The sequence below is a fragment of the Streptacidiphilus sp. MAP12-16 genome (genome assembly GCF_041262165.1).
Lineage (GTDB): Bacteria > Actinomycetota > Actinomycetes > Streptomycetales > Streptomycetaceae > Streptacidiphilus.
On the sequence record NZ_JBGCBY010000074.1, the window covers coordinates 1 to 2,424 of the forward strand.

2 protein-coding genes and 1 pseudogene are annotated in these 2,424 nt (G+C 66.9%); 1 reads left to right on the forward strand and 2 read right to left on the reverse strand.

Going from position 1 to position 2,424, the window contains the following annotated elements; translation table 11 throughout:
- Positions 1-170, reverse strand: a 170-nt coding sequence (locus ABIA33_RS37980) for a transposase (protein ID WP_370088803.1), incomplete at its 3' end; no start/stop codon positions are given.
- 36 nt (positions 171-206) lie between these two features.
- Between ABIA33_RS37980 and ABIA33_RS37985 the strand changes: the two genes are divergently transcribed.
- Positions 207-2,315 (forward strand): ISAzo13 family transposase, encoded by a 2,109-nt coding sequence (locus ABIA33_RS37985; RefSeq protein WP_370088801.1) that lies wholly within the window; start codon positions 207-209, stop codon positions 2,313-2,315.
- 9 nt (positions 2,316-2,324) lie between these two features.
- On the opposite strand, the pseudogene ABIA33_RS37990 reads toward ABIA33_RS37985, so the two are convergent.
- Positions 2,325-2,424, reverse strand: a pseudogene (locus ABIA33_RS37990) (transposase); the annotation flags it as partial.

Genomic DNA, 2,424 nt, shown 5'->3' on the forward strand with positions numbered 1-2,424 from the left:
TTGGGGAACTTCTCGTCCAGGCCGGCGATGACCTTGGCCATCTGCGCACGCACCGCGGCGGCATCGGGCTGCTCGAAGACGGTCCGCAGCAGCGTGGCCACCCACGGCTGGGCGCTCTTGGGTACCTGCGATAGCAAATTCCGGGCGTAGTTGGAGCCGTAAAGAATCAAGGTGTTGCTTCACGCTTGTCGGCTCGTTGAGCTGGTATGGCGATCAAGCAGGAGATTGCATCTCAACTCATCAACCGTTTCTCGGTGTTACTGCCGCACCTCAACGAGCGTCAGCGGCGCCTTGCGGTGGCCGCCGAGGCGAGGTTGCTCGGCCATGGCGGAGTGCGGGCGGTTGCAAGGGCCGCTGGGATGAGCGAGACCACTGTGCGTCGCGGGGTCGAAGAGTTGGATGCGGGGATGGCACCGCTGCCCATCGGGCGCGTCCGCGCCCCGGGTGGTGGTCGCCGTGTGGTCGAATCGGTCGATCCTGGGGTGGTCGACGCCCTGCTGGCCCTGGTGGAGCCGGAGGAGCGCGGTGACCCGATGTCACCGCTGCGGTGGACGACCAAGTCGTTGCGGCATCTGGCGGACGAGTTGATCCGGCAGGGGCATCAGGTCTCAGCGCCCACGGTGGGGAGGCTGCTGAAAGCGGCCGGGTTCAGCCTGCAGGCCAATGCCAAGACTCTGGAAGGCGCCCAGCATCCCGACCGCGATGCCCAGTTCAGATACATCAACGAACAGGCGACGCACCATCAGTGCGCTGGTCAGCCGGTGATCAGTGTGGACACCAAGAAGCGCGAGCATCTCGGACGGCTGCCCATGGCCGGTCGCGAATGGCGACCCGCCGGAGACCCCGTCCACGTCGAGGACCACCACTTCTACTTCACCGGCCCCGACGTCGAGCAGGCTATCCCCTTCGGGATCTACGACGTGTCCCGTGACACCGGCTGGGTCAACGTCGGCGTCGACCACGACACCTCGGTCTTCGCGGTGGAGTCCATCCGACGCTGGTGGAAGACCCGCGGCAGTCTCGATTACCCCGCCGCGTCACGCCTGCTGATCACCGCCGACGCAGGCGGCTCCAACAGCTACCGCCACCGCGTATGGAAGAGCGAACTGGCCGCCCTGGCCGCCGAAACGGGCCTGGCCATCACCGTCTGTCACTATCCTCCGGCAACAAGCAAGTGGAACAAAATCGAGCACCGGCTGTTCTCCCACATCACACTCAACTGGCGGGGATGCCCGCTGACCAGCCACGATGTGGTCGTGCAGACGATCGCGTCCACGACCACCCGCACCGGACTGCGGGTCGAGGCCCACCTCGACAACGGCGACTACCCCGTCGGAGTCGCGATCAGCAAAGAGCGCCTCGAGGCACTACCTCTGGAGCGCCACGCCGTGCACGGCACCTGGAACTACACCCTCCACCCCGAGGACAACGCACACGCGATGGTCGAGGGCAGCCCCGACGAACGCTCGACGGCCGCGCACCGCCGCCAGGAGATCCTCCACCGACTCGACGACACCCGGCTGACCGGCCTGGACCAGGAGCAACTCTCCCTGCTCTGCACGGTGTTGGCACCGCTGCAGGCCGCGCGTTCCCACGAGCGCTACAGCGAGCAACGAGGCGGTCGGGCCCGCCGGGCCACCGGCAAGCTCCGCGGCAGCAAGCCGCTGTTCGATGACGGTGCCCGCATCCTGCTCACCCTGCTCTACCAGCGGCAGGTGTGCTCACTGACTGTCCTGGGCGACCTTCTCGAGACCACCGGCGCCTGCATCGGCGACCTGGTCAAGGAGACCCACCGGGTGCTGGAGGACCACGGTCACCAGTCAGGCGCAGCAGCGGTCCGCTTCAAAACCACCCGCGACCTGCTCACGTTCCTCGACCACGACACCGCCCCGACCCGGACCGCGATCATGGGAAAGCTCTCGGCGCCGACCCTGACTGCATTGACCCGCGCCGAGTTGGACGATCTCGTTCGACGCCTCCAGCCCCAGCAGGCAGCCCAGATCGAGCGGCTCGGCTACCAGCGACGCGGCGACGAACGCCAGCCGGGCACCCGCGGCGGCATCTTCCCCCAGAAGATCAGCAACGAGGAACGCGTCGTGCTGACCGTTCTCTACCAGCGCGGCCTGTGCACGATGGACGTCCTCGCCGACGCACTCGGGGACGTCAGCCGGTCCTCCATCGGCAACGTCATCCGCGAGACACGCCCACTCCTCCAGCGAGCCGGGCATACGCCAGCACCCGCACCCACACGTATTCGCACGGCAGCTGAACTCCTCGCCACAGCTTCAGCCAGCCATGACACGCCAACATGTTGATTCTTTACGGCTCCAGTGGGTGCGACACCGCTGCCACGCGGCCCCGGGCAGAGTCGCGCCGATGGCGTTGACCAGGCCCGAATGGGCGTCGGAGACCACCAGTTGGACT